3 protein-coding genes are annotated in these 2,751 nt (G+C 43.2%); all 3 read right to left on the bottom strand.

The features are described 5' to 3' along the window. Positions 1-377: 377 nt before the first annotated feature. The 3 genes from QN395_RS21185 to QN395_RS21175 all read right to left on the bottom strand — a co-directional run bounded on the left by QN395_RS21185 (position 378) and on the right by QN395_RS21175 (position 2,565). Complete coding sequence (locus QN395_RS21185; protein WP_323493142.1) at positions 378-701, bottom strand: helix-turn-helix transcriptional regulator; 324 nt, start codon at positions 699-701, stop codon at positions 378-380. Positions 702-914: 213 nt separating this feature from the next. Then, the gene (locus QN395_RS21180; protein WP_323493018.1) at positions 915-2,201 is read right to left on the bottom strand and encodes a type II toxin-antitoxin system HipA family toxin; all 1,287 of its coding nucleotides are present in this window, start codon (positions 2,199-2,201) and stop codon (positions 915-917) included. Beyond that, positions 2,191-2,565 carry a helix-turn-helix transcriptional regulator gene (locus tag QN395_RS21175; RefSeq protein WP_323493019.1) on the bottom strand — a complete coding sequence of 125 codons (375 nt, stop codon included), beginning with the start codon at positions 2,563-2,565 and terminating at the stop codon, positions 2,191-2,193. Before QN395_RS21175 ends, QN395_RS21180 begins: the two co-directional genes overlap by 11 nt. Positions 2,566-2,751: the final 186 nt, after the last annotated feature.

Genomic DNA, 2,751 nt, shown 5'->3' with positions numbered 1-2,751 from the left:
CATCAGCGGTCTTCCACTGCGGTCTAGTACAAATACGGCCATCTTGTTTCCTTAAAGTACGTCTACTGCTACTTCAATTACGAAATAAGTTCCTCTTACGAGGACTAGTGACGGAGTCTTTCGACTCTCTCCCCTCGGGAATGTGCGTAGCCGGCTCCTTCTCTTACAAGAAGCGATGAAGACCTTCGGCGCTTTACCCTTCGCCAGCATGATCAACATCTTGCAGAGCAGCGAACTGAGGAAGCATTCGCTGGTGCGTCTTAACGACCTACTACTCACGGTGCGACCTACAACTGCCGCCTTCCCTGATCAACCAAACTCTCGGCTCTCAATCTTCTGTCTTGCGACTTCAGACTTTGAACTCCAAGCTCCGCTCTTTAGGGCGGGGTAGTTGACGATGAATTTGCTCCGAATAATCGATCTATTGAGGAGGGTGCATCGTCAACTCCAATGGGTTTGCCAGAAATGAGCCGTTCCACTTCTGGCAGTAAATGTTTGGGTACCAAGACCCACTTAGCGTCTAATGCCGAAGCCAAATCATCCAAGGTGCTTGAACGCACATCTGGCTCGTTTTTAAACATTCTGTAGAGGTTTGACACCTCGATTCCGACAATCCGACTAACGTCGACAACGCTTTTTCTCAGTCGATGCCGCTGACTATTCACTTGTTTGATGAAATCCACGATATCTCCAACCACCATTAGTGTAACTAACTACACTTTTACATTATCTAAGTGTAGAGAACGATATTTTAATTGATGAATACATCATATACTATGTACTAATAGTGTCAAACGTTACATTTTTATAGCATAAAAATGTTATATTTGATATAAACATTGTACTCCTATTTAAAAAAAGAAATTTTCATTGCTACAGAACCCGAAAAACTATCCAATATCGGCTTAGCAGGGCTAGTGTTTTATCTTCTCATTATGAGAAAAATCAAAGTGTTCAGGGCAAAAAGCGGGAGAAATTCTTTCGATATGAGTGTTGCTTACGCCATTTGCTATTAGACATTTTTCCCAATTAGACTTCACGGTTGTTCGCAAGGACTCGATAATTCGACTCGCATCAAAAGTTGAGAGCCCAAATCGGTCGCATTCGGAAAGTAAATTTTCTTTGGATGCTTCACCCCCGAATTCGCCAAGATTAAGTGCTAGACGGGATCTAACACCTGTCGGACGCTGAGGTACCACATCGAATAAAGGGCTTAATTCAAACCCTTTTCCAAGATCAACAAATCCGTGATTTAGATCGTGGTCGTCCAAATTGTTGACGAGACAATTAAAAACAATGCGCTTAAATAACTCTAAGCGATCATCGACAGTTCGCCGAGACCATGTGGCAAGCTCTAAAGAAAGTCTCTGATATGAACCAGTAATTGCGTAGCGCTGTACATCTGGTTTTGAGAAAAAAACCGTTCGCGCACTAACATAAGCGCGGCGACCCCATCCTTTAACCGTATCTCCTAAATAATGCCGGTCAAATCGTTCAACCAGAAGGACATCTTTACCTGCGACGTTAATCAGTTGTCGTTTTGGTACATTTAAGCCGGCAATCTCTGCCAGGTCTAGTGCTGTTTTTTCTAGCTTCGGGTTGCTGGGTAAATCTTTTGGATCTTTTGTGCTGGGAAATTTTGCCAGCCACTGCCGGTCGTCATATAACAGTGTTGCTTTTGGCCGAGCCCCACCTGCCGAAGTACCAACTTTAAGTAAATTATGATATTTTTCAGGTATTGGCTGATCATTTTCCAAAAGCTCTGCAAATACCAAAAGATCCTCCAGAGTGGCGGAAGGAAATCCATTAAAACCTGCATTGGATGGCGCCAGATTCGGGTCGCGACTAAATGCGATCGCACCAACTTGGTCTCCGGCACCATGTAAGAGGTAGCCTAAATCCGTTTGTTGTCCATAAGCTTGATCAATTTCCCTGCACCCCCACGAGTCCGGCCCAGCGTCTAACAAGACGGAAAAGTGTCCGTTAAGAAGGGTGCTCTCATAAGAATTATTTTTAAGTGCCAACAAGACTGGGTCAAGTGGCCTCGCCAAAGGCTCTTGTAGGTAAGCTTTTTGGTAAACAAATTCACCTAATTGGGTACCGGCAGCTGAAATGGATCGGCTAACACGTCCGCAAAGTATTGGCGATACTTGGTTTGGCAGATAAATCCAAACAAATAATGTTTCTTTATCAGAAGTCATTATCTACTTTCGTTGGGATGCGTACGCGTTTTTCTTTCACCGAGAAAGCAAGACTAAGTCCCTCCCTATCTAAGCCTGGATCCGCAATTAAGTCTAATTCCCTATCTAATCCCATAATCCACAACACATGTAAATAGGAAGAAATTGCAGTGCCAGGCTCCCCTCGTTCGATTGCATCAATTGTGCTTCGAGAAAATCCTGATCGACTGACGAGATCTTCTTGTCGCCATTTTCGGTGAATTCTAGCTTGTCTTATTCGCAATCCAAGCGAACGAATACGCGCCAACATTTCTGGTGCCATAAGACTGATTACCGATTTTTTTGACGGCTTTTTTTGATCACGATTTAGTTTAATGCTTTCCATAACAAGCATTATGATCTTTAATGCCTGTTAATTCAAGTTAAACTAATTCGCGACAGAACTTGATTACCAAGTTTAATGTTGTTGCCCAAAGGCTGTTTTTTTCATCAGGACTGTCAAACAGCGTTCAATATTTACCACCTGTCAGCGTCCAAATTTTTCCATTTTATCGGCTTGTTCAGAACGATT

Source organism: Undibacterium sp. RTI2.2 (assembly GCF_035018705.1).
In the GTDB taxonomy this organism is placed as follows: Bacteria; Pseudomonadota; Gammaproteobacteria; order Burkholderiales; family Burkholderiaceae_D; genus Undibacterium.
Note: the sequence above shows the minus strand (reverse complement) of the source record. Positions and strands in the feature narration are given on the sequence as shown.